This window comes from Streptomyces sp. R33, assembly GCF_041200175.1.
Taxonomy (GTDB): domain Bacteria; phylum Actinomycetota; class Actinomycetes; order Streptomycetales; family Streptomycetaceae; genus Streptomyces; species Streptomyces katrae_B.
Genome location: NZ_CP165727.1, coordinates 5,254,144 through 5,277,762, shown reverse-complemented (window position 1 = coordinate 5,277,762; position 23,619 = coordinate 5,254,144). Strand labels below are relative to the sequence as shown.

General features: G+C 71.9%; 19 protein-coding genes. 7 read left to right on the top strand and 12 right to left on the bottom strand.

What is annotated here, in order from left to right:
• Positions 1-14 precede the first annotated feature (14 nt).
• Positions 15-1,052: a DNA-3-methyladenine glycosylase gene (locus AB5J51_RS24205; protein WP_136226194.1), complete on the bottom strand. Its 1,038-nt coding sequence runs from the start codon at positions 1,050-1,052 to the stop codon at positions 15-17.
• 155 nt (positions 1,053-1,207) lie between these two features.
• Positions 1,208-2,632: a peptidoglycan recognition protein gene (locus tag AB5J51_RS24200; RefSeq protein ID WP_053791128.1), complete on the bottom strand. Its 1,425-nt coding sequence runs from the start codon at positions 2,630-2,632 to the stop codon at positions 1,208-1,210.
• 139 nt (positions 2,633-2,771) lie between these two features.
• Between AB5J51_RS24200 and AB5J51_RS24195 the strand changes: the two genes are divergently transcribed.
• The 4 genes from AB5J51_RS24195 to AB5J51_RS24180 all read left to right on the top strand — a co-directional run bounded on the left by AB5J51_RS24195 (position 2,772) and on the right by AB5J51_RS24180 (position 8,668).
• Entirely contained in the window at positions 2,772-3,524 is a 753-nt protein-coding gene (locus AB5J51_RS24195) for a TIGR03089 family protein (RefSeq protein ID WP_133897867.1), read from the top strand.
• A gap of 203 nt (positions 3,525-3,727) precedes the next feature.
• Positions 3,728-4,936 (top strand): LCP family protein, encoded by a 1,209-nt coding sequence (locus AB5J51_RS24190; RefSeq protein ID WP_369778627.1) that lies wholly within the window; start codon positions 3,728-3,730, stop codon positions 4,934-4,936.
• 224 nt (positions 4,937-5,160) lie between these two features.
• Entirely contained in the window at positions 5,161-6,897 is a 1,737-nt protein-coding gene (locus AB5J51_RS24185; RefSeq protein ID WP_136226197.1) for an LCP family protein, read from the top strand.
• 127 nt (positions 6,898-7,024) lie between these two features.
• Positions 7,025-8,668, top strand: coding sequence for an LCP family protein (locus tag AB5J51_RS24180; protein ID WP_240805502.1), 1,644 nt, complete (start codon positions 7,025-7,027; stop codon positions 8,666-8,668).
• 78 nt (positions 8,669-8,746) lie between these two features.
• Here the strand turns inward: AB5J51_RS24180 and AB5J51_RS24175 are convergent, their stop codons facing one another.
• Positions 8,747-9,775 (bottom strand): glycosyltransferase family 2 protein, encoded by a 1,029-nt coding sequence (locus AB5J51_RS24175; protein ID WP_053791091.1) that lies wholly within the window; start codon positions 9,773-9,775, stop codon positions 8,747-8,749.
• 175 nt (positions 9,776-9,950) lie between these two features.
• On the opposite strand from AB5J51_RS24175, the gene AB5J51_RS24170 reads away from it, so the two are divergent.
• Positions 9,951-11,498, top strand: coding sequence for an LCP family protein (locus tag AB5J51_RS24170; protein WP_369778626.1), 1,548 nt, complete (start codon positions 9,951-9,953; stop codon positions 11,496-11,498).
• Between the two features lie 19 nt (positions 11,499-11,517).
• Here the strand turns inward: AB5J51_RS24170 and AB5J51_RS24165 are convergent, their stop codons facing one another.
• Positions 11,518-12,069 (bottom strand): acyl-CoA thioesterase, encoded by a 552-nt coding sequence (locus tag AB5J51_RS24165; protein ID WP_053791090.1) that lies wholly within the window; start codon positions 12,067-12,069, stop codon positions 11,518-11,520.
• A gap of 106 nt (positions 12,070-12,175) precedes the next feature.
• Here AB5J51_RS24165 and AB5J51_RS24160 point away from each other — a divergent pair, with 106 nt between their 5' ends.
• Positions 12,176-13,531 carry an LCP family protein gene (locus tag AB5J51_RS24160; protein ID WP_133897863.1) on the top strand — a complete coding sequence of 452 codons (1,356 nt, stop codon included), beginning with the start codon at positions 12,176-12,178 and terminating at the stop codon, positions 13,529-13,531.
• A gap of 54 nt (positions 13,532-13,585) precedes the next feature.
• On the opposite strand, the gene AB5J51_RS24155 is transcribed toward AB5J51_RS24160, so the two are convergent.
• The 4 genes from AB5J51_RS24155 to AB5J51_RS24140 all read right to left on the bottom strand — a co-directional run bounded on the left by AB5J51_RS24155 (position 13,586) and on the right by AB5J51_RS24140 (position 17,829).
• On the bottom strand, positions 13,586-14,668 hold the full coding sequence (locus tag AB5J51_RS24155; RefSeq protein ID WP_369780303.1) for a sugar phosphate nucleotidyltransferase: 1,083 nt from the start codon (positions 14,666-14,668) through the stop codon (positions 13,586-13,588).
• 144 nt (positions 14,669-14,812) lie between these two features.
• Positions 14,813-15,907: a hypothetical protein gene (locus AB5J51_RS24150; protein ID WP_369778625.1), complete on the bottom strand. Its 1,095-nt coding sequence runs from the start codon at positions 15,905-15,907 to the stop codon at positions 14,813-14,815.
• A 30-nt stretch (positions 15,908-15,937) separates the two neighbouring features.
• On the bottom strand, positions 15,938-16,588 hold the full coding sequence (locus AB5J51_RS24145) for a hypothetical protein (protein ID WP_369778624.1): 651 nt from the start codon (positions 16,586-16,588) through the stop codon (positions 15,938-15,940).
• Between the two features lie 83 nt (positions 16,589-16,671).
• The gene (locus AB5J51_RS24140; protein ID WP_053693660.1) at positions 16,672-17,829 is read right to left on the bottom strand and encodes an acyl-CoA dehydrogenase family protein; all 1,158 of its coding nucleotides are present in this window, start codon (positions 17,827-17,829) and stop codon (positions 16,672-16,674) included.
• A 227-nt stretch (positions 17,830-18,056) separates the two neighbouring features.
• On the opposite strand from AB5J51_RS24140, the gene AB5J51_RS24135 reads away from it, so the two are divergent.
• A complete protein-coding gene (locus AB5J51_RS24135; protein ID WP_369778623.1) occupies positions 18,057-19,400 on the top strand; it encodes a UDP-glucose/GDP-mannose dehydrogenase family protein in 1,344 nt (447 codons plus the stop codon).
• 10 nt (positions 19,401-19,410) lie between these two features.
• Here AB5J51_RS24135 and AB5J51_RS24130 read toward each other — a convergent pair whose 3' ends face one another.
• From AB5J51_RS24130 to AB5J51_RS24115, 4 genes are all read right to left on the bottom strand, one after another.
• Complete coding sequence (locus AB5J51_RS24130; RefSeq protein WP_369780302.1) at positions 19,411-20,514, bottom strand: membrane dipeptidase; 1,104 nt, start codon at positions 20,512-20,514, stop codon at positions 19,411-19,413.
• 137 nt (positions 20,515-20,651) lie between these two features.
• Complete coding sequence (locus AB5J51_RS24125; protein ID WP_240805503.1) at positions 20,652-21,848, bottom strand: dipeptidase; 1,197 nt, start codon at positions 21,846-21,848, stop codon at positions 20,652-20,654.
• Positions 21,845-22,381: a 5-(carboxyamino)imidazole ribonucleotide mutase gene (gene purE, locus AB5J51_RS24120; RefSeq protein ID WP_053791083.1), complete on the bottom strand. Its 537-nt coding sequence runs from the start codon at positions 22,379-22,381 to the stop codon at positions 21,845-21,847. Before purE ends, AB5J51_RS24125 begins: the two co-directional genes overlap by 4 nt.
• Positions 22,378-23,517 carry a 5-(carboxyamino)imidazole ribonucleotide synthase gene (locus AB5J51_RS24115; RefSeq protein ID WP_078988154.1) on the bottom strand — a complete coding sequence of 380 codons (1,140 nt, stop codon included), beginning with the start codon at positions 23,515-23,517 and terminating at the stop codon, positions 22,378-22,380. The genes purE and AB5J51_RS24115 overlap by 4 nt, the downstream gene beginning before the upstream one ends.
• Positions 23,518-23,619: the final 102 nt, after the last annotated feature.

Sequence of the window (23,619 nt, the reverse complement as noted above, 5' to 3'; positions counted from 1 at the left end):
ATTGACGACGCCGCCTAGATCTTGCCGATGTCGTTGCGGTACATGCGGGGTGCGCGGCGGGGCGGGGTGTGGCCGGCGAGGAGGATGAGGCGGGCCGCGCGGTGGCGCTGGCCGGCGTACGGGGCGAGCAGCTCCAGCATGGCCTCGTCGTCGGCGTCCCGGTTCCCGGCGAGGGCGTAGCCGATGATGCCGGGCAGGTGCAGGTCGCCGGTGGTGACCGCGTCGGGGGCGCCGTTGCTGCGCTGGAGGGTCTCGGCGGAGGTCCAGGGGCCGATGCCGGGTACGGCCTCCAGCCGTTGCGCCGCCGCGGTGAGGTCCATGGCCGCGGCCTCCTCGAGCCGGCGCGCGACCCGGACGGCGCGGACGATGGTCGCGGAGCGCTTGGCGTCGACGCCCGCCTTGTGCCAGTCCCAGGACGGGATCAGCGCCCAGGTCCGGGCGTCGGGCATGACGTACAGGCCCTGCGGGCGGTGCTCGGGGCCGGGTGCGGGCTCCCCGTACTGGCACACCAGGCGCCGCCAGGCCCGGTACGCCTCGTCGGCGGTGACCTTCTGCTCCAGGACGGTCGGGATCAGGCACTCCAGGACCAGTCCGGTACGGGTGAGGCGGAGGCCGGGGCGGCGGCGGTGGCTGGCGTGCAGGAGCCGGTGGCGGGGAACGAAGGCGGCGGGGTCGTCGCCGTCGCCGAGGAGGGCGGGGAGTCCGTCGAGCATCCACTCGGCGCCGGGGCCCCAGGCCTCTGCCTCGGCGGTACCGGTGCCCGGGCTCAGTGCCACGCGGAGGGTGGCCGCGCCCTGGGGGGTGCGGGTGGTCTTCCAGACGGAGCCGTCGGGGGTGGTGCGGAAGGTGGGGTCGCCGGGGCCGCGTCTGAGCGGGCCGAGCGTGAGCCCGAGGTCGACGACGCCCTCGGGGGTCCAGGTCCGGGCCAGGGCCCCGGCCGCGGTCCGGGCGGGCCCCGTTTGGGCCACGGGCCGCCCGGCGGTGCCTGCGGGCACGGTGGTGCGGCCGCCGCGGACGGCGGCGCGGGTGAGGGGGTCGAAGCGGCCGGCCATGCCATTGAGCGTAGCCCTGCGGGGCCGGTCCCCTACCCGCCCTGCCCCCTTCCCCGCGCTCCGCCCGGACCCCGCACGGCTGCGGCGCCGCTGCTGGGGGCCAGCCCCCGGACCCCCGCGCCTCGAACACCGGCGGGGGCTGGATCGTGCCGGATCTAGGGACGGCCCTGGAGCTTGGCCGAGGAGGTGCGGGTGGGGGGGAGTTGGCCGTACAGGAGCTTGCCCGGGCATTCCGTGGCGAAGCCGTCGCGGTGGCCCGAGATGACGTTCAGCTGCACGTTCGTGCCCTTCGCGAACTTGTTGCCACCGCCGGACTTCAGGGTGGTCTTCGCCCGCGGGTCCCGGTTGAACAGGCCCAGCTTCCAGGCCGTCAGCTGCGCCACCGCCTTCACCGCGGCAGCGGGCGGCGCGGTGGTCGAGTACGTGCCGATCACCGCGATGCCCATGCTGTCCGTGTTGAACCCCATGGTGTGCGCGCCTTGCACCGCCTTGGCGACTCCGCCCGCCCGGCCCTCGTACACCGTGCCGCACTTGTCGACGGCGAAGTTGTAGCCGATGTCGCGCCAGCCGCTGCTGACCACGTGGTAGCGGTACAGGCTGCGCAGTACCTTCGGGGCGTCCTTGCAGGTGTAGTTGTTGCCCGAGGCGCTGTGGTGGACGAAGGCGGCCTTGACCGTGCTCGTGTAGATGAAACCCGGCTCGCGCAGGGATTCGTCCGCGCCCCAGCCCAGCCGCGTGACGATCCGCGGCCGCGGGCCGATGTACGGGCGGGCCGCCGCGCTGAGGGTGCCGTCGCTGGCGAGGACCGCGTCGGCGGTGGAGTCCGCCTTGTTGAGCGCGGCGATCTCCATCGCCCCGAGCGGGGCCAGCGGGACGTTGGCGGAGGAGGACTCCGCCGTCTCCATGCTCATGCCCGGCAGGGCCTCCACGTCGCCCTTGTCGTCGCCATCGGGCTCGTCGGAGGTGCCCGAGGCGCCGTTCTTGGCGTCGATCACCGTCACCGGGTCCGACGCGCCGGGGTCGACGAGTTCGATCCGCAGGCCCGACGGGAGCCGGGCCGCCGCGCGGGCGGCCGGGGCGCCCGGTTCCGCCTGGACGCGGACCTCGACCCCGTCGGAGTCGCCGACCCACAGCGGGGCCGTGCTGCCGCGGACCCGGCCGGTGCCGCTCTCCGCGGTGCCGAGGTCGGGGGCGTGTTCGCTGTTGCGGGTCTCGACGTCCTGCCAGTCGGACCAGGTCCCGGTCGCCACCGCGCGGGTGCGGACCTGGACCCGGCCGAACAGTTCGGTGCTCGCGTCGTCCCAGACGACGCCGACCAGCGAGAACCTCTTGACCTCGCGCGGCGGCAGACCCTGGGTCTCGGGCAGCCGCGGCGAGGCGCTCATGCCGGGGACGCCGGGCGACCGGTCGGCCGCGGGCCCCAGGGGGGCGAGCGGCAGCGACTCGGTCGACCCGGCCGGGGCCACGGGGGCGGCCGCGCCCCCGGACGGCGCGGCCAGGGCCGGAGTGGAGAGCGCGAGCGGCAGGGCCAGAGCGGCGGCCGTCGCGACACCGATCGAGGAAGCAAGGAATCCACGCATGAAAGCGATGCTGAGCACAGTCACCACGAAGCGCCATCGGAGAACTGACGGACCGTCCGATCCGGTGCGCGTGTCCCTCGCCCGTACGGAGGAGCCGGTGCCCGCCGTACGGGCGGGGCCCGCGCGTAGGCTGGGGCGGGTGAACGCCACTGACCGCACCCCTGCCGACCTGCTGCGATCCGCGCTCGCCGCCGATCCGGGCCGCCCGCTCGTCACCTTCTACGACGACGCCACGGGCGAGCGCGTCGAATTGTCCGTCGCCACCTTCGCCAATTGGGTGGCCAAGACCGCCAATCTGCTCCAGGGCGACCTGGGCGCCGAGCCCGGCGACCGGCTCGCGCTGTTGCTCCCCGCGCACTGGCAGAGCGCCGTGTGGCTGCTCGCCTGCGCCTCGGTCGGGGTCGTCGCCGAGGTGGGCGGGGATCCGGCCGGTGCCGATCTGGTGGTGAGCGGGCCCGACACCCTGGAGGAGGCCGCGGCCTGCTCCGGCGAGCGGGTCGCGCTCGCGCTGCGGCCGCTGGGCGGGCGGTTCCCGCAGCCGCCCGCCGGGTTCGCGGACTACGCGGTGGAGGTGCCGGGGCAGGGCGACCGCTTCGCCCCGTTCGTCCCCGTGGACGCGGACGGCCCGGGGCTGGTGGTCGGCGGTGAGGAGTTCTCGTACACCCGGATCGTCGACCGGGCCCGCGAGGACGCGGCGAAGCTCGGCCTCGGCACGGGTTCGCGGCTGCTGTCCGGGCTCGGCTACGACAGCTGGGACGGGCTGTCGGCAGGGCTGTTCGCCGCGCTCGCGGCGGGCGGGTCCGTGGTGCTGTGCCGGAACCTGGACCGGCTGCCTGCGGACGGCCTGGCGCAGCGGATCGAGAGCGAGCGCGTCACCCACACCGCCGCCTGACCGGTCCCGCCGCAGGGCGGCGCCGTCACCCACTCCGCCCAACCGCACGGCGGGGCGATCTGTCACCCGGACGGCCCTAGACAGGGGCCTGCCCCCGGGCCCTCCCGACGGGCCGGGGGCACGATCGGCAGAGGCCGTGCATCCACCCGTACGGCCCGCACGAGTCACCGACTCAGCCGGTGCGGCGAGGGGACGGAACGCGAGTGACGGACAGCGCAGGCATACCGGGCGGCACCCCGGCCGGCGGAGGCTCCTCGAAGCCTCCGCGCGGCCGCCGGCGCCGTCTGCTGCGCTGGATCGGGCTCGGGCTGGCCCTGCTGGTCCTGGCCGGGGCGGCCACCGGCTGGTGGCTCTACCGCAAGCTCGACGCGAACATCACCGAGGACACGTCCGCGGCGGCCGAGCTCGAGCGCTACGAGCGGGAGCGCCCCACGCACCTCGTGGGCGGCGCGCAGAACATCCTGCTGATCGGCTCGGACTCGCGCTCCGGCGAGGAGAACGCCCGGTACGGGCGGGACGGGGGCACCGAGCGCTCGGACACCGCGATCCTGCTGCACCTGCCCGCGGACCGCAGGAGCGCGACGGCGGTCTCCATACCCCGGGACCTGATGACGCGGATCCCCGCCTGCCTGACGGAGGGCGGGAGCCGGACCGTCGAGCGGCTCGCGCAGTTCAACTGGGCGTTCCAGTGGGGCGGTGCCGCCTGCACGATCCGCACGGTGGAGAAAATGACCGGAATCCGGATCGACCACCACATGGTGGTGGATTTCGTCGGGTTCAAGAAGATGGTCGACACGGTCGGCGGGGTGGAGGTCTGCCTCAAGCAGCCGATGAACGACCCCGAGGCGAAGCTGAAGCTGCCGGCCGGCCGGCAGACCCTGCACGGGGAGCAGGCCCTCGGCTTCGTCCGCGCCCGCTACAGCCTGGGCGACGGCAGCGACACCGAACGGATGGAGCGCCAGCAGCAGTTCCTCGGCTCGATGGTCAAGAAGGTGCAGAGCAACGGTGTCCTGCTGAACCCGGGCCGGCTGTACCCGCTGCTGGACGCGGCGACCTCCTCGCTGACCACGGACCCGGGGCTGGCCTCGCTGCGCGACCTGTACGAACTGGTTCGGGGCATCCGGGACGTACCGGCCGAGCAGGTCAAGTTCCTGACGGTGCCGCGCCGCCCGTACGCCGCCGACCCGAACCGGGACGAGCTGGTGCAGCCGGCCGCGGCCCAACTCTTCGAGCAGCTGCGGGCGGACCGGCCGCTGACGGTCACCCCGCCGACGGCCGAAACCGAACAGCTCCGGGAGAGCGCCCGCGCCGGCGAATCCAACGCCTCCGCACCCCCGTCGGGAACCGGCTCCACCCCGGCTCCCGTCCCCACCTTCACGGGAACCACGGCGGGTACGGCCGATTGCCGGTAAAGCAATCCCCAAAGGCGGTGCCCGTACAGAGGGGGTTGGGGGGTTTGGGCCGTTATAAGGGCAGTGGAATTTGTCACCACCATGGTTTGCAGTTGACCTGGCCGGATAAGGTGAGCGATCCGGTGCCCCGGCCAGAAAAGAGGCCGTGCACCAGCAGCCGGATCGTTGACCGGGCGTCTTGGGGGAGGCGCGTCGCGAGGCACCGACGGAGGATTCGAGCAACCGTGGATGCGCAAAGCCGTGGGCGGGCGAACGATATCGACCCCGCAGACCAGTGGGTGCTCAATCCACGCACAGGCAACTACGAACTGCAACTGGACCGCTCCGCTGCGCAGCAGCGGCCTTCGGCCGCAGCTCCCCGCAGATCGTCCTCGGCCCGCCCCGGAGCGCCGGCAGCCCCCAAGGCCCCGTCCCCGGCGGTACCCGGCCCGCGGCGCGGCGACGGTCCGCCCGGGCGGCGCGGCGGACGTCCACGCAAAGGCGGCGCAGGCGGCGGCCGACGCAAGAGGATCCTGGTCGTCACCGGCGGCACCCTGGCCTTCCTGCTGGTCGCCGGTTCGGTGGGCGCGTACCTCTACTACGACCACCTGAACAGCAACCTCAACGTCACCGACGTCGGCGACGCGGGCTCGGGCGGGTTCAAGAAGGACCAGCCCATCAACATCCTGGTCATCGGCACCGACAAGCGCAGCGGCGCGGGCAACGAGGGTTACGGGGACGCGGAGAGCGTCGGCCACGCCGACACCACGATCCTCTTCCACGTCTCCAAGGACCGCAGCAACGCCACCGCGCTGTCCATCCCGCGCGACCTGATCACGAACATCCCCGCCTGCCCGACGAAGCAGCCCGACGGTTCGACGAAGACCATCCCCGGCCAGAAGGGGACGCGGTTCAACGTCAGCCTCGGCCAGGAGGGCCGCGACCCGGGCTGCACCATGCGTACGGTGAAGGAGATCACCGGCGTCACCGTCGACAACTTCATGATGGTCGACTTCAACGCGGTGAAGGTGCTGAGCACGGCGGTCGGCGGCGTTCCGGTCTGCCTCGCGAAGCCCGTGGACGACAAGGACTCCAAGCTGAAGCTGGACGCCGGCGAGCACCGGCTGCAGGGCGAGCAGGCCCTGGCCTTCGTACGGACCCGGCACTCGTTCGGGAACCACGGCGACCTCGACCGGATCAAGACCCAGCAGCAGTTCCTGGGCTCGATGATGCGCGAGATGAAGTCGAAGGAGACGCTGACCAGTCCGAAGAAGTTCTTCTCCCTCGCGGAGGCGGCCACCAAGTCGCTGACCGTCGACTCGGGCATAGGGTCCATCGACAAACTCACCAACCTCGCCGGTGAGTTGAAGGACATCGACCTGAAGAACATCACCTTCACCACGCTCCCGGTGCTCGACAACCCTGCCGAGCCCGAGGGCAAGAAGGCGACCGTCGTCGTCGACCAGCGCGTGGCCGACCCCCTGCTGAAGATGATCCAGGCCGACGTCTCGCTGACGGAGGTCGAGCAGAAGGAGCAGGCGGCGAAGGACGCGGCCGACGCGGAGGCCAGGAGCAAGGCGGACGCCCTGCTCCAGGGCAACCGCGCGCCCGCGGGCGACGTACGGGTGGACGTCTACAACGGCGGCGGACCCGGGGGCGCCGCCTCCAGCACCCTGAGCTGGCTGCAGAACAGCAAGGGCGTGAACAAGGCCAGCAACCGCGGCAATGCGCCCGCGAAGGTCGACGCGACGCAGCTGGAGTACGCGCCCAACCAGGCCGACCAGGCCCGGGCGCTGGCCGACATGATGGGCCTGCCGGCCACGGCACTGAAGATGGGCCCGGCGGACGCCGCGCCCAAGACCCCGATGAAGCTGACGCTCGGCGCGGACTTCAAGGGGGCGGGGGTCTCGCTGACGGCGCCTCAGAAGGCGCCGGAGGAGATTCAGCGGGCCGAGGCCGACAAGGCGGTCTGCGCCAAGTAGGCCGAGAGGCCTGACAGGCCGAGCAGGGCAAGAAGGCCGGACGGCCCGGACCGGCTGTCCGGCCGGGGGCCGGCCTGTGCCGGTGGACCGGCACACCACGACACGAAGTGAATCTTGAGGGGGACGTGTGAGGCACAGCAGTGTGCGAGGGGAGGGGGCGCCCGCCCAGCCCGACGGTGGCATATCCGGCGCCGGAGCCGGCAGCGGCGGCCCGAAGCGACGGGGCCGCCGGCGCGTGCTGCGCTGGGTGTCCACCGTCCTGTCCTTCCTCATACTCGCAACGGCGGCGGGCGGCTACCTCTACTACCGCCACCTCAACGGCAGCATCAAGACGGACGCGCTGAACCTCGGCGAGACCAAGCTGGGCGGCTCCAAGCCCAACGCCTTCGGGCAGACCCCGCTGAACATCCTCCTCATCGGCTCCGACGCCCGTGACGACGCGGCCAACCAGGCCCTCGGCGGGGCCAGGGACACCTTCGACGGCCCGCCCCTCGCGGACGTGCAGATGCTGCTGCACCTGTCGGCGGACCGCAGCAACATGTCGGTCGTGTCGATGCCGCGCGACACCATGCTGATGATGCCGAAGTGCACCGAGCCGGGCGGCAAGGTCCACCAGGCCAGCAGGGGCCTCGTCCAGACCAACGAGTCCCTCAGCCGGGGCGGGCCGGGCTGCACGGTCGCCGCCTGGCAGGAGCTCACGCACATCCCGATCGACCACTTCATGATGATCGACTTCAAGGGCGTGGTGACGATGGCGGACGCCATCGGCGGCGTCCCGGTCTGCGTCCAGCAGAACGTGGAGTCGCGCACCAAGGACGGCAAGGGCTCCGGCCTGAAGCTCCCCGCAGGAACGAACACCATCCAGGGCGAGCAGGCCCTGCAGTGGCTGCGCACCCGCTACGGCTTCGAGGACGGCACCGACCTCGGCCGGACCCACGCCCAGCACATGTACATGAACTCGATGGCCCGCGAGTTCCGCAAGAACGCCAAGCTCAGCAACCCGGTGAAGCTCAACAGCCTGGCGCAGGCGGCCATCAAGGCCATGGTCGTGGACCCCGGCCTCAACAAGATCGACAAGCTGTACGACCTCAGCATGGAGCTCAAGAAGGTCCCCACCGGGCGGATCACGATGACCACCATGCCGTGGGTGTACAGCACCCGCGAGGAGGGCCGGGTCGAGCCCAAGCCGGTCGAGGCCGAGGGCCTGTTCCGGATGGTCCGCGAGGACATCGCACTCGACGGCAAGGGGTCCGGGAACCCGGCCGCCGATCCGTCGGCGCCGGCCGCCTCCGGGTCCCCCGCCGCCTCCGGGTCCCCCGCGGCCCCGTCCCAGCCGGCCGCCGACCCGGCCGCGCCCCCGGCGAAGATCCCGGTCACGGTGCGCAACGCGACCGGCGGCAAGGACGGCGCCCAGACCCGGGTCAAGGGCCGGGCCGACGACGTCGCCGCCCTCCTGGTCGGCAAGGGCTTCACCAAGGCCTCGTCCGCCACGCAGACCGCGGCCGAGGACACCACCGTGATCCGCTTCTCGAGCCCGGACCAGGCGGGTGACGCGGCGGCCGTGGCCACCGCGCTCGGCCTGCCGGCGAGCGCCCTGGAGAAGTCCGACGACGTCACCGGGATCGTCCTGTTCGTCGGCAAGGACTGGCGGACCGGCAACGCGCCGACCCCGCCGCCGCCCGCCCCGACCAAGGCGCCGGACTCGGCCCGCCCGTTCAACGGCGACGACGACAAGGAGTGCATGGCGATCCAGCCGGGCTTCACCTGGTAGCGCCTGCACGTGAAGGGGCCCGGGGTGCTGTCGGCCGACAGCACCCCGGGCCCCTTCACGTGTACGTACGCGGCCCGCTCAGACCTCGCTGGCGAAGTCGCGGCGCACCGCCGGGCGGCGGCTCGCGATGACCTTGGCCGCGAGCGAGCGCGGGCTGGTCAGGAAGCCGAAGCCCCAGGACATGTGCATGGTGGCCATGGCCACCGGGATCTGCGCCCGCGCCTTCAGGGACAGGCCCTTGCCGGCCGGGATCGAGCCGACGGTGATCGCCGCGAGGTAGCCGGCCGGGACCACGAAGCCCCACGGGCTGACGACCGCACCGGCCAGCACGCCGGCCACGATCGCGCACAGGGCGGTCGGCGACGCGAGGTAGCGCAGGTTGATCGAGCCCGAGTGGTAGCGGGCCACCACGTGCCGCCAGCGGCCGTAGTCCTTGTACTGCTTGGCGAGCGCCCGTACGGACGGCCGCGGGCGGTACTGGACCTTCAGCTCGGGCGAGAACCAGATGAGCCCGCCGGCCTCACGGATGCGGAAGTTCAGCTCCCAGTCCTGGGCGCGGATGAACTCCTCGTTGTACCCGCCGGCCAGCTCCAGCGCCTCGCGGCGGAAGACGCCCAGGTAGACGGTGTCGGCCGGGCCGGCCTTGCCCCCGGTGTGGAAGGCCGCGTTACCGACGCCGATCTTCGAGGTCATCGCGGCGGCGACGGCGTCCTCCCAGGCGTTCTCGCCCTCGGCGTGCATGATGCCGCCGACGTTCTGCGCACCGGTCTCCTCCAGGAGGCGGACCGCGGTGGCGATGTAGTTCGGCGAGAGCATGCCGTGGCCGTCGACGCGCACCACGACGGGGTGTCGCGAGGCCTTGATGGCGGCGTTGAGGGCGGCCGGGGTGCGGCCGGAGGGGTTCGGAACGGTGACGACGCGGGGGTCCTCGCGTACGAGCTCGGCGGCGATCTCGTCGGTGCGGTCCTTGGACGGCCCCAGCGCGATCACCACCTCCATCTCACCGGCGTACTCCTGTCCGAGGATGTGGCGGACGGAGTCACGCAGATGGCGCTCCTCGTTGAGCACCGGCATGATCACCGAGACTGCGGGCTGCTGGGCGGGCATGTGGTCCTTCAAGGTCGGGTATCGGTGTCACGTTACCGCGTACGGGGGAAACGGGTGCGCGCCGCATGATCGGTAGGGACAGAGGCTGATCGTATGGGCCTACTGTTCTGACGATCTGCCCGCTGTGTCTGGTTCGTTCCTGTCGGCCCCTACTGCCCCCGCGGAGGTGTCCCCCGTGCCCCAGCCACACCGCCCCACCCGACCCGCCCGGCCCCCGCAGCCGCAGCGCGCGCGGCGGGGCGGTGGTCCGGCCCGGCGCCGGGGGGACCGGCCGCGGTGGGGGGTACGGCTGGCGGCCGGGCTGGCCGTGGCGGTGCTGGGCTCCGGGGCGATCGGGCACGCGGTGATGACCGGCCTGGACACCGGGATCGAGCGGGTGGACCCGTTCAAGGACATGAAGAACCGGCCGCAGGCCGGGCACGGCCTGAACTTCCTGCTGGTCGGCACCGACGGCCGGGACAAGATCACCCGGCAGGACAGGCGCGAGTACCGCCTCGGCGGCGCCCCCTGCCACTGCACCGACACCGTGATGCTGGTGCACCTCTCCGCGAACCGGCAGCGGGCCAGCGTCGTCAGCCTGCCCCGCGACAGCTACGCCGAGCTGCCCGCGCACCGGGACGAGTCCAGTGGGAAGCAGCACGGACCGCACGCCGTGAAGCTCAACGCGGCGTACGCGGAGGGCGGGCCGCAGCTGACCGTGCGGACGGTCGAGAACCTGACCCGGGTGAAGATCGACCACTACCTGGAGGTCGACTTCAGCAGCTTCATGAAGACCGTCGACGCGATGAGCGGCGTGGAGATCTGCACCGCCAAGGCCCTGCACGACAAGAACACCGGCCTGGACCTGCTGCCCGGCACCCACCGGCTCAGCGGCGGACAGGCCCTGCAGTACGTGCGCTCGCGCCACGTGGACGGGGCCGCCGACCTCGGCCGCATGCAGCGCCAGCAGCGGTTCGTCGCCGCCCTGGTCAAGCAGGCGACCGGCGGCGGGGTACTGCTGAACCCGGTGAAGTTCAAGGAGGTCAGCTCCACGCTGCTGGGCTCGGTCCGGGCCGACCGGGGCTTCGGATCGGAGCAGATGCTGGCCCTGGGTCAGGCCATGCGCGATTTCACCCCGGCCTCCTCGGAGTTCGCCTCGGTGCCGATCGGGAACCCCTCGTACCCCGTCAAGGGCATCGGCTCGACGGTGAAATGGGACGAGCCGAAGGCCGCGAAGCTCTTCGAGGCGCTGCGCCAGGACAGGCCGCTGGCCGCCCCCTCCGCACCGGGACCGGTGCGGGGGCAGGCGCAGGCACAGGCACAGGGGCAGGCACAAGGGCAGTCCGGGCTCCGGGCGCAGCAGCAGCCGGCGGTGCGGGTGGACGTGCCGCCGCAGCAGATCCGGGTCCAGGTGGAGAACGGGACCCGGATCGACGGGCTGGGCGGGCGGGTGGACACGGCACTGCGCGCCACCGGCTTCGACACCACCCGGGCCCCGGTGGGCGGCGCGAGCCGCAACGTCAAGCGCACGGTGATCGCGTACGACCCCCGCTGGGACCGCTCGGCCCGTACGGTCTCGACCGCGCTGCCGGGCAGTGAGCTGCGGGCGGTGGCGGGCCAGGGCCGGACGGTCCTGGTGATCGCCGGAGCGGACTACCGGAAGGTGGTGCCGGTCCGCCCGGAGGACCCGTACCAGGGCCAGGTCGGGGTGGTCACGGGCGACCAGGTGATCTGCGGGAAGTAACCGGCGGCCGGGCGGCGGCTCAGTCGCTGTCGAAGCCCTGGGCCGCGCGCTCCTCGCGCAGCGCCATGATCGCCCGGCGGCGGGCGAGCCGGTGCGTGCGGCGGATCTGGGCCTCCTGGTTGCGGCGGCGGTCCTGGTCGGTCTCGGGGAGCACCGGCGGGACCGTACGGGGCTTGCCCTCTGCGTCCACGGCGGTGAAGACGAGGTAGGCGCTGCCGACCTGGGTGGCGGGGGTCGACTCGTTCCACCGCTCGGCCAGGACCCGTACGCCGATCTCCATGGAGGAGCGGCCGGTCCAGTTGCACTGGGCCTTCACGTGGACCAGGTCGCCGACGCGGACCGGGGCGAGGAAGGCCATCTCGTCCATGGACGCGGTGACGGCGGGCCCGCCGGAGTGGCGCCCGGCGACGGCGCCGGCCGCGTCGTCCACCAACTTCATGATCACACCGCCGTGCACCGTGCCGAGGAGGTTGGTGTCGTTGGCCGTCATGATGTGGCTGAGGGTGGTCCGCGAGGCCGAGATCGGCTTGCCCTGCAGGTCGCCAGCCGTGGCGCCCGGTATCTCTGTCATGCGCCCACCTTAAAGCCGACGCGCAGGCATCAGCTGTGCAACAGCACCGGAACGAAGCTCCGCCCGGACTGTCGGGCACCCCGTCCGGCCAGGCATCCTAGGCGGCATGAGTGAGTGGCCCCAGGGGCGCAACGACAGCGGCGACGACCGGTACGGACGCGGCAGCGCACAGGCGCAGCCGGAGGGTGCCCGGCGGATGCCGCATGTCCAGCGCCGGCAGCAGCGGCCGGTGCCGCCGCAGCAGCAACCGCAGCGACCGGCGCAGCCGCCGGCCCGGCCCGGGCAGCCGCCCGCGTACGGGGTACCCCCGCAGCAGGCCCCGGGCCACGACACTTACGGCGGCTACGACAGCGGCTACAACACCGGCCAGGTCTACGGGCGCCCGCAGACCAGCCCGGCGGGTCCGGGCGGCCCGGGTGCGCCGAGCGGGCCCGGCGGCCCCGGGGGTCCCGGCGGGCCGGGCCGCAGGCCGGCCGGACCGGCTCCGGACTGGCGCAAGCGGATCAAGATCGGCTCCATCGTGCTGGTCACGGCGCTGCTCGCGACCACGATCGGCACCTACTTCTGGGCCGACTCCAAGGTGCGCCGCGAGGTCGACCTCTCCAAGGTCATCGAGCGCCCGAAGGAGGGCGACTGCACGACGTACCTGATCGTGGGCTCCGACAGCCGCGAAGGCCTGTCCGACGAGGACAAGAAGAAGCTCCACACGGGCTCGGCCGAAGGCAAGCGCACCGACTCGATGATGATCCTGGCGGCCTGCTCCAGCGGGAACACCATGATCTCGCTGCCCCGCGACTCCGACGTGGAGATCCCCTCCTTCGTCGGCTCCCAGTCGGGCAAGAAGTTCGCGGCGCAGGGCCGGCACACCAAGCTCAACGCGGCGTACGCGGAGGACGGCCCGGAGCTGCTGGTGCGCACCGTCGAGCACAACACGGGGCTGCGCATCGACCACTACGCGGAGATCGGCTTCGCCGGTTTCGCGAACATCGTGGACGCGCTCGGCGGTGTCGACATGAACATCGAGAAGGGCTTCAAGGACGAGAAGTCGGGCGCCGACTTCAAGGCCGGCGAGCAGACGCTCAACGGCGAGCAGGCCCTCGCCTTCGTCCGGACCCGGTACGCATTCGCCGAGTCGGACCTGGCGCGTACGAAGAACCAGCAGAAGTTCCTGGCGACGCTGGCCAACCAGGCGGCCACGCCGGGCACGATCCTCAACCCCTTCAAGCTGTACCCGGTGCTGGGCGCGGGCCTGGACACGCTGATCGTGGACAAGGACATGTCGCTGTGGGACATGGCCGACATGTTCTTCGCGATGAAGGGCATCAGCGGCGGCGAGGGCGTGTCGATGAACATGCCGATCGCGGGCGAGCGCGGCGGCAACCTGCTCTGGGACAAGGCGAAGGTGCAGCAGCTCGTCAAGCAGATCCAGAACGACGAGAAGGTCACCGTCACGGCCAACTAGCCGGACACGAAGATGCCGCCGACCTCACGTGGTCGGCGGCATCTTCGTGTGCTGTCAGCGGTCGGAGGAGAAGCGGACGGCGGCGGAGGGCAGTTCGGCCCCGCACCACACCCGCGCGCCCGCGCGCAGTTCGTTGTCGGAGCCGACGACGGCCCCGTCCCCGAGGACCGCGCCGTCCAGGACGGTGCGCGTGCCCACCGAGGCGCCCACGCCGATCAGGCTGGCGCGCACCCGGGTGTCCGGGCCGATGACCGCGCCGTCGAGCACGATGGAGCCGTCGACGACCGCGCCCGCGGCGATACGGGCTCCGGCGCCCACGACGGTGCCTCCGGACAGCTTGGCTCCGGCTTCCACCTCGGCGCCCGGGAGCACCAGGGACTCGCCGCGCGGGCCCGGGACGGCCGGGGAGGGGACGACTCCGCGTACGAGGTCGGCCGACGCCTGGACGAAGGACTCGGGCTTGCCGAGGTCCAGCCAGTACGTGTTCTCGGTGACCCCGTGCAGCTTCGCACCCGAGGCGAGCAGCCCGGGGAACGTCTCCCGCTCGACGGAGACGGGACGCCCCTGCGGAATCGAGTCGATGACACTGCGCCGGAACACGTAGCAGCCGGCGTTGATCTGGTCGGTGATGATCTCCTCGGGGGTCTGCGGCTTCTCGGTGAAGGCCAGCACCCGCCCCTCGGAGTCGGTGGGGACCAGGCCGAAGGCCCGCGGGTCCTCCACCCGCACCAGGTGCAGCGAGACGTCGGCGGCGGCCGCCCGGTGCGAGTCGACGAGCCCGGCGATGTCCAGGCCCGTGAGGATGTCACCGTTGAAGACGAGGACGGAGGAGTCCGGTCCGCCGGTCAGCCGCCGCGCGGCGTTGCGGATGGCTCCGCCGGTGCCGAGCGGCTCGTCCTCGACGACGTACTCGAGCGAGACGCCGAAGGCGGAGCCGTCACCGAAGTACGGCTCGAAGACCTCGGCGAGGTAGCAGGTGGCCATCACGATGTGCGTGACGCCTGCGGCGGCGGCCCTGGCTATCTGGTGGGCGAGGAACGGAACCCCGGCCGCGCGCACCATCGGCTTGGGGGTGTTGACCGTGACGGGGCGCAGACGCGTCCCCTGCCCCCCGACCAGCAGGATGGCTTCCAAAATTGTTTCTCCCCACCCGGTTCGGGAGTCCGAAGTTCTCCAAAGTTAGCCCATCCGGGAGGCGGCACAGGCCGGAGGCGGCTCAATTGTGTTCGCCGCCTCCTTCCGACAGGCGCTGACGCCCTCCTGAGAGGCCGCCGGGTCGTTCTACTGGAAGCTGAGCCGGTGCGGATGCGTCGGGGTGGCGGGGCAGGTGTGGACGCGCATGAGGCCGCGGCCGAGGTAGACGCCTGCCGGGTCACTGATCCGGTCGTCCGGTACGGAGTCCCGGTCCTCCAGCGGGATCCAGCTCTCGGAGGCTCCGTCCCATTCGCCGCCGGCCACGGTGAGCAAGGGGGGCATGGTTGCTCCGCAGACCTCGCAGCCGATGTGCACCGGGTCGGTGAGGTGCCACGGTGCGAAGCCTCCGACCTTCCAGCCGGGCGGGATGGACAGATCACCTCGGTAGGTGACCTCGTTCTCCCCGTCCTCACCGGCGCGCGCGGCGGCCATGGCGGCCTCGTACTCCTCGTACGTGTCGAAGCTGGAGGGCGAGGCCGAGGAGTCGAAGGCGTCGTCCTCTTCGTCGTCTCCTGCCTCCCACGCTTCGATGGCCTCCTGAAGGTCTTCGTCCAACAGGCCTTCGTACTCGTGCTCCACCACTTGTTCGGGGTGAAGCTCGCAGGTGTTCGGAACGCATTCGGCCCTGCCCACCACCACGGGCTCCGGGATCACGGCGAGGGCCTCGGTCACGTCTTGGGAGCGCCGCCACTTCAGCACGACGTCGATGGTCCGGCCGGGTCCGTGCACTTCGAAGGGGCACCAGAGGACCTGGAGGAGGTCACAGCCCTCAGGTCCGGTGAGGTCGAGGATGTCGCGTGCGAAGAGCTGCGCGGCGGCGAGCAGCGGAATCGGGTCCGCGTCGTCGATCCGGGGGGCGTGCGGTCCCGGCACAAGGGTGTCCAGGACCGCACGTTCGGCGTCGGTGGGACCAGTTCCGGGATCCCTGTGCCAGGCCTCGTCGAGGATCCGCCGCCGGAGGCGCACGTCTGACAGCCGGTGGCCCCAGCCCTTGGAGTGGACCACGGTGCACACGGGCCACGGCTCGTCCGCGGGCCACAGGAACGGGCCGGCCACCGAACTGTCGTCCGCCTTCGGGGAGCCGTGGCGCGGGTGCAGACGGGTGCTGGTGCGGCGGTGGTCGGCGAGTGCGGGGAACAGGCCCTCGGCATCGACCGGGCGGGGCGGGGTGGTGCGGGTCATGTGGTCCTCACTTGCTGTTCGGGGCGAGTGCTACACGCCGGTCCTGACGCCGGACGCAGGATTCTCGAGGCTGTGGGTGAAGGTGAAGCCCTTGTTTCCGAAAGCTGTGAAGTCCAGACGGATGGGGATGGGGTTGGCTCCCGCGTAGACGGGCACGATGCGGACGAGGCGTCCTTCGACCTGCCGGGAGGTCAGCCGGTCCATGGAGTCCCACGTGTACGCGACCGACACCCCTTGAGGGCTCGTACGGCAGGTCAGACGGCCCGCCTGATCGTAGGCGTAGCGAGTCCGGCGGCCGTCGAAGTCGTCCTCGGCCACGAGCCGTCCCGCGCTGTCGTAGGTGTAACTCCACTTTTGCCCGAGCGGGTTGGTCACCCGGGCCAGACGCAGTTCGGTGTCGTAGCGCAGCTCGTGGCGGGCGCCGTCTGCCGCGATACGGGCAAGTTGCATGTCGAAATGGCCGTACTCGGTGGCCGAGACACCACCATGGGCATCGGTATGGGCGAGGCAGTTGCCCTCAGGATCCCAGCGCCAGGACTCACGGCTGCCGTCGGCGGTGACGCGGTGCAGCAGCCGGTCGTCCGCATCCCAGGTGAAGTGCTGCGCACTGCCCGCGGGATCGGCGATGCGGGTGGGGCGGCCCCGAGCCGCCCTGCCCGCCGGGACGGTCGAGCAACGCAAGAAGCCCCGGCCGATCGGCCGGGGCTTCTTGCGGAAGTGTCATCACGGAGAGGCGGCGAAAGCGCCTGACCGCGAAAACCTTGCTACGGGAGGTTCCTCGCCATGACGATGCGCTGGACCTGGTTCGTGCCTTCGTAGATCTGGGTGATCTTCGCGTCGCGCATCATGCGCTCGACCGGGTAGTCGCGGGTGTAGCCGTAGCCGCCGAGGAGCTGGACGGCGTCCGTGGTGACCTCCATCGCGATGTCGGAGGCGAAGCACTTGGCCGCGGCGCCGAGGTAGGTGAGGTCCGCGTCGCCGCGCTCCGAGGCGGCGGCCGCCTGGTAGGTCAGCGCGCGGGCGGCGGAGACCTTCATGGCCATGTCCGCGAGCATGAACTGCACGCCCTGGAAGTCGCCGATCGGCTTGCCGAACTGCTTGCGCTCCTGGACGTAGCCCTTGGCGTAGTCCAGGGCGCCCTGGGCGATGCCGAGCGCCTGGGCGGCGATGGTGATGCGGGTGTGGTCGAGGGTCTTCATCGCGGTGGCGAAGCCGGTGCCCTCGGCGCCGATCATGCGGTCGGCGGGGATCCGCACGTTGTCGAGGTAGACCTCGCGCGTCGGGGAGCCCTTGATGCCGAGCTTCTTCTCCGGGGCGCCGAAGGAGACGCCCTCGTCGGACTTCTCGACGACGAAGGCGCTGATGCCCTTCGAGCGCTTCTCCGGGTCCGTCACGGCCATGACCGTGTAGTACTCGGAGACGCCCGCGTTGGTGATCCAGCGCTTGACGCCGTTGAGGACCCAGAAGTCCCCGTCGCGCACGGCGCGGGTCTTCATCCCGGCGGCGTCGGAGCCGGCGTCGGGCTCGGAGAGGCAGTACGAGAACATGCCGTCGCCCTTGGCCAGCGGGCCGAGGTACTTCTTCTTCAGGTCCTCGGAGCCGGAGAGGATCACCGGGAGCGAACCGAGCTTGTTCACGGCCGGGATCAGGGAGGAGGAGGCGCAGACGCGGGCCACCTCCTCGATCACGATCACGGTGGCGAGGGCGTCCGCGCCGGCGCCGCCGTAGGTCTCCGGGACGTGGACGGCGTGCAGGTCGTTGGCGACGAGCGCGTCATGGGCCTCCTGCGGGAAGCGGGCCTCCTCGTCGACCGCGGCTGCGAACGGCAGGATCTTCGCCTCGGCGAGCGAGCGGACGGACTCGCGGAGCATGTCGTGCTCCTCGGCCGGGCGGTACAGGTCGAAGTCGGCAGAACCCGCCAAGACTCTCACTCCCCAAGTGTGATGCGCGTGCGATGCGCGTGCGACGCATGTGCGCTGCGTGATGCTAACTACCGTTAAGTAACCCAAATCTTAGTGTCCGGCGTCGTGGCAGCGATATGTACGAGGTACGTGAGCTGCGTGACAGCCGGGTCTCCTGGGGAACGTCCCCTCGGACCGGCCCGACTATGCTCAGTGGCCGCAAACGGCCCCGCACCTCTGGAGCACCCATGGCCCCCCTCAGGATCACTGTGATCGGCACCGGCTACCTCGGCGCGACCCATGCCGCGGCGATGGCGGAGCTGGGCTTCGAGGTGCTCGGGCTGGACGTGGTGCCGGAGAAGATCGAGATGCTGTCCGCGGGCCGGGTGCCGATGTACGAGCCCGGGCTCGAGGAACTCCTCGCCGGGCACGTCGCGGGTCTGCCGGGTTCCACCGGGCGGCTGCGCTTCACGCAGTCCTGGGAGGAGGTCGGCGCCTTCGGCGACGTCCACTTCGTCTGCGTGAACACCCCTCAGAAGCACGGCGAGTACGCGTGCGACATGTCGTACGTCGACTCCGCGGTACAGTCACTGGCCCCGTACCTGACCCGGCCGGTGCTGGTCGTCGGCAAGTCCACCGTGCCGGTGGGCTCGGCCGAGCGGCTCGCCGTGAAGCTGGCCGAGCTGGCCCCGGCGGGCGCCGAGGTCGAGCTGGCGTGGAACCCGGAGTTCCTGCGGGAGGGCTTCGCCGTGCAGGACACCCTGCACCCCGACCGGATCGTGATCGGCGTCCAGGGCGAGCGCGGCGAGAAGCTGCTGCGCGAGGTGTACGAGACGCCGATGGCGGAGGGCACCCCGCTGGTGGTGACCGACTTCCCGACGGCCGAGCTCGTCAAGACCGCCGCGAACTCCTTCCTCGCCACGAAGATCTCCTTCATCAACGCGATGGCGGAGGTCTGCGAGGCCGCCGGCGGCGACGTGGTCAAGCTGGCCGAGGCCATCGGCTACGACGAGCGGATCGGCGCGAAGTTCCTGCGCGCCGGCATCGGCTTCGGCGGCGGCTGCCTGCCCAAGGACATCCGGGCGTTCATGGCGCGCGCCGGCGAGCTCGGCGCGGACCAGGCGCTGACCTTCCTGCGCGAGGTCGACTCCATCAACATGCGCCGGCGCGGCCACATGGTCGAGCTGGCCCGCGAGGCCGTCGGCGGCTCCTTCCTCGGCAAGCGCGTCGCCGTGCTCGGCGCCACCTTCAAGCCGGACTCGGACGACGTCCGCGACTCCCCCGCGCTGAACGTGGCCGGGCAGATCCACCTCCAGGGCGGCCAGGTCACCGTCTACGACCCGAAGGGCATGGACAACGCCCGCCGCGTCTTCCCGACGCTCGGGTACGCGGACTCGGCGCTGGAGGCGGCCCGCGGCGCGGAGGTCGTCCTGCACCTCACCGAGTGGCGCGAGTTCCGCGACCTCGACCCGGTGGAGCTGGGCGAGGTCGTCACCGACCGGCTGATCCTCGACGGCCGCAACGCCCTCGACACCGACCGCTGGCGCGCGGCCGGCTGGACGTACCGCGCGATGGGCCGCCCGCGGGCCTAGGCCCGGCGGCCTACGCCGGTCTGCGGTGCTGGGCGGCTCGGGCCGTGAATTCCGCGTCGCGCAGCACCCGCTGGGTGTTTTCCCAGGTCAGCAGGGCCAGGTCGGCCTCCGACCAGCCCCGCTCCAGCAGTTCCGCGATCAGCCGCGGATAGCCCGAGGGGTCGGTCAGGCCGGTCGGCCGTGGGGTGGCCAGCTCGGAGCCGAAGGTGGCACCGAGGCCCACGCAGTGCGGGCCCGCGACGGCCCGTACGTGTTCCACGTGGTCGGCGACCGCGTGGAGCGAGTCCCCGGTCTGCTCGGCGTCGAAGGTGACCATCGCCAGACCGTTCGCCGCCCGCAGGGCCAGCAGCACCTCGTCGGTCACGTTCCCCGGATGCGGGTTCAGCGCGGCCGCCGCGGTGTGCGAGACGATCACCGGGGCCTTAGAGGCCCCCGCGAGCTGGCAGGCCACCTCCGGCGTACAGCCGGTCAGGTCCACCAGCATCGCCAGCCGGTTCATCTCCCGGACCACCTCGTGGCCGAACGGCGTCAGGTCGTGGTGGGCCCAGGCCGCTCCCGCGGGCGCGAGTGCCCGTACGCCCAGGGCGTGGAACGCGCGCAGGGCGCCCAGCGAGTCGGTCAGCGTACGGCCGGGCACGGGGCCCAGGAACGAGGCGATCCGGCCCCGGTTGCGGGCATCGGCCATGTCGTCCGCGGTCAGCGCGAGGGACAGGCCGTCGGGATAGCGGCGCGTCAGGGCGAGCGCCACGTCGATCTGTTCCAGCGTCTCGGACACCACCTGGTCGGCGCCCGCGGCCTCGCGCGGCAGCAGCATCGACCAGAACTGGGCTCCGACCCCGCCGGCGCGCAGCCGCGGGATGTCGGTGTCGACGCCCGAGTCCGGGGTTTCGATGTCGTGGTACGGGCTCTGGCGCAGCGTCCAGACCAGCGTGTTGTGTCCGTCGGCGACGGGATGCACGGACAGCAGCGCGACGGCCCGCTCCAGGGCGCTGCCCGGTACCGCGGCGGGCGGGTCCTCGGCTCCGGGGGAGCCGGAGCCCGCGGGGGGCGTATCGGCGTCGTAAGCGGTGTGTGCGGTGTACGCGGCGTTCTGTTCATCCTGCAGGTCGGCCATGGCGTTCGCTCCGGTCTCGGCGGCAGCAGGGAGGGATGCTGCCACCGTGACACGCCGGACGGCCGGGTCGCCCGGCGGATGTGGCGTTCGGGTGTAACCCGCAGGTCACACCCCTCGCCGCAGCCGCCGGGCCGCGGCTACAGGACCGCGTTGGAGGGGCCGCGGGACGCCGAGAGCTCACGCGCCACCGCTTCGGCGTCGCGCAGCGCCCGTACGGCGTTGGACCAGGTCAGCTTGGCCAGGTCGGCGTGCGACCAGCCGCGCGCGAGCAGCTCCGCGATCAGGTTCGGGTAGCCGGCCACGTCGTCCAGTCCGGCCGGGGTGAAGGCCGTGCCGTCGTAGTCGCCGCCGATGCCGATGTGGTCGACGCCGGCCACCTCGCGCATGTGGTCGAGGTGGTCGGCCACCGTGGCGGCCGTGGCCACCGGGCGCGGCCGCTCCGCCTCGAAGGCGCGGTGCAGGGCCATCGCCTCGGGCGAGGTGTCCAGGTGGTGGAAGCCGTGCGCCCGCAGGTTCTCGTCCGCGGCCAGGGTCCACTCGACCGCTGCCGGGAGGATGAACTTCGGTACGAACGTGGCCATCGCGACACCGCCGTTGGCCGGCAGCTGCGCCAGCACGTCGTCCGGGATGTTGCGCGGGTGGTCGCACATCGCCAGCGAGGACGAGTGCGAGAAGATCACCGGCGCGGCCGAGACGGCGAGCGCGTCGCGCATCGTCGTCGCGGCGACGTGCGAGAGGTCGACGAGCATGCCGATGCGGTTCATCTCGCGGACGACCTCGCGGCCGAAGTCACTCAGGCCGCCGTGGCGCGGCTCGTCGGTCGCCGAGTCCGCCCAGTCGATCGTGTCGTTGTGCGTGAGCGTCATGTACCGCACGCCCAGCTGGTGCAGGGCGCGCAGCGTGGCGAGCGAGTTGTTGATGGAGTGCCCGCCCTCGGCGCCCATCAGCGAGGCGATCCGGCCGTCGGCGCGGGCCGCCTCCATGTCGTCCGCCGTCAGCGCCCGCACCAGGTCCGCCGGGTAACGGTCGATCAGCTGGGCGACGGCGTCGATCTGCTCCAGGGTGGCGCTGACCGCCTCGTCGCCGGCGAAGTCGGAGCGGACGTAGACCGACCAGAACTGCGCGCCGACGCCGCCGGCGCGCAGCCGCGGGATGTCGGTGTGCAGCAGGCCGCGCTGGTCGCCGGCGATGTCGCGCCGCGCCAGGTCGTAGCGGACCTGCTCGCGCAGGGCCCACGGCAGGTCGTTGTGCCCGTCGACCACCGGATGCGCGGCGAGCAGCTCGCGGGCCTCGGCGAGGCGGTCCGCCGCCACGGACGTGTGCGCCGCGCTCACTTGCCGAACCCGAAGGACTCCGCGCCCGCGACCTTCGTCCGCAGCCGCTTGCCCTTCTCGGTGGCCTGGTCGTTGAGCTCCTGCTGGAATTCCTTCATCCGGCCGAGCAGCTCGGGGTCGTGGGCGGCCAGCATCCGTACGGCCAGCAGCCCGGCGTTGCGCGCCCCGGCGACGGAGACGGTGGCGACGGGAACCCCTGCGGGCATCTGGACGATCGACAGCAGGGAGTCCATGCCGTCGAGGTACTTCAGCGGCACCGGGACGCCGATGACGGGCAGCGGGGTCACCGAGGCGAGCATGCCGGGCAGGTGGGCGGCCCCGCCGGCGCCGGCGATGATCGCCTTCAGGCCGCGCCCGGCGGCCTGCTCCCCGTACGCGACCATCTCGCGCGGCATCCGGTGCGCGGAGACGACGTCGACCTCGTAGGCGATCTCGAACTCGTCCAGGGCCTGGGCGGCGGCCTCCATGACGGGCCAGTCGGAGTCCGAGCCCATGACGATGCCGATGACGGGACCTGCGGTGGAGGTGCTCATGCGGTGATCGTTCCCCTGAGGTAGCCGGCTGCGTGGCGTGCGCGTTCCAGCACATCGTCCAGGTCTTCGCCGTAGGTGTTGACGTGGCCGACCTTGCGGCCGTGTTTCACGTCCTTGCCGTACATGTGGATCTTGAGCTGCGGGTCGTGGGCCATGCAGTGCAGGTACGCCGCGTACATGTCGGGGTAGTCACCGCCGAGCACGTTCGCCATGACCGTCCAGCGGGCCCGGGGGCGGGGGTCGCCCAGGGGGAGGTCCAGGACCGCGCGGACGTGGTTGGCGAACTGGGAGGTGATCGCACCGTCCTGGGTCCAGTGGCCGCTGTTGTGCGGGCGCATCGCCAGCTCGTTGACGAGGATCCGGCCGTCGGCGGTCTCGAACAGCTCCACGGCCAGGTGGCCGGTGACGCCGAGCTCCTTGGCGATGCGCAGGGCGAGGGCCTGGGCCTCGCCCGCGAGGGCCTCGGACAGGTTCGGGGCGGGCGCGATCACCGTGTCGCAGACGCCGTCCACCTGGACGGACTCGACGACGGGGTAGGCCACGGCCTGCCCGTGCGGGGAGCGGACGATGTTCGCCGCGAGCTCGCGGACGAAGTCGACCTTCTCCTCCGCCAGGACCGGGACGCCCGCCTTGAAGGGGGCCTCCGCGTCCTCGGGGGTCCGGACGAACCAGACGCCCTTGCCGTCGTAGCCGCCGCGCACGGTCTTGAGGATGACCGGGAAGCCGCCCACCTCCTCGGCGAAGGCCGCCGCGTCCGCCGGATCGCTCACGATCCGGTGGCGGGGGCTCGGGGCGCCGATCTCGTCGAGCTTGGCGCGCATCACCCCCTTGTCCGCGGCGTGCATCAACGCGTCGGGCCCCGGGCGGACGGGGACGCCGTCCGCTTCCAGGGCCCGCAGGTGTGCGATGGGCACGTGCTCGTGGTCGAAAGTGATCACATCGCAGCCGCGCGCGAAGGCGCGCAGCGTCTCCAGGTCGCGATAGTCGCCGATGACGACATCGCTCACGACCTGGGCCGCCGAGTCCTGTGGGGTGTCACTGAGGAGCTTGAATCTGATGCCGAGGGGGATGCCCGCCTCGTGGGTCATGCGGGCGAGCTGTCCGCCGCCGACCATGCCGACTACCGGGAACGTCACCTCTCCAGGGTATCCGCCGGTATTCCGCCATACGGACGTGGCCCTGGCCCGTTCTGGTCGACGCGCGTAGCATTCCCGCCCATGTGTGCCGTGCGTCGCACG